The organism is Ralstonia sp. VS2407 (assembly GCF_052950655.1).
Genome location: NZ_JBRFVG010000228.1, coordinates 1 through 476 on the forward strand (window position 1 = coordinate 1; position 476 = coordinate 476).

Sequence of the window (476 nt, forward strand, 5' to 3'; positions counted from 1 at the left end):
CGCGGGCATCTTCTTCATCGGCTACGTGCTCGCGGGCGTGCCGAGCAACCTGGTGCTGCGGCGCGTCGGCGCGCGTGCGTGGATCGCGATCATCATGGTCGTGTGGGGCGCGCTGTCGTCCGCGCTGCTGTGCGTGAAGACGCCGGCGTCGTTCTATACGCTGCGCTTTTTCACCGGCATCGCGGAAGCCGGCTTCTTCCCGGGCATGGTGCTGTATCTGACGCAATGGTTCAGCGCCGAGCATCGCGGCCGTGCGATCGCGCTGTTCATGTCGGCGATCCCGATCTCCGGCGTGATCGGCGGCCCGCTGTCGGGCTGGATGCTCGACCACTTCTCGGCGGGCCAAGGCGGGCTCGCCGGCTGGCAGTGGCTGTTCCTGCTGCAGGGCGCGCCGACGATCGTGCTCGGCGTCGCGGTGTTCGCGCTGCTCGAGGACCGGATCGACGACGCGCGCTGGCTGTCGGCCGACGAGAAGG

The 476-nt window shown here is 69.1% G+C and carries 1 protein-coding gene; it reads left to right on the plus strand.

The window, feature by feature from the left end; all coding sequences use genetic code 11:
* A partial coding sequence (locus ACU8YE_RS24765; RefSeq protein ID WP_446930093.1) for an MFS transporter occupies positions 1-476 on the plus strand: 476 nt, incomplete at both ends.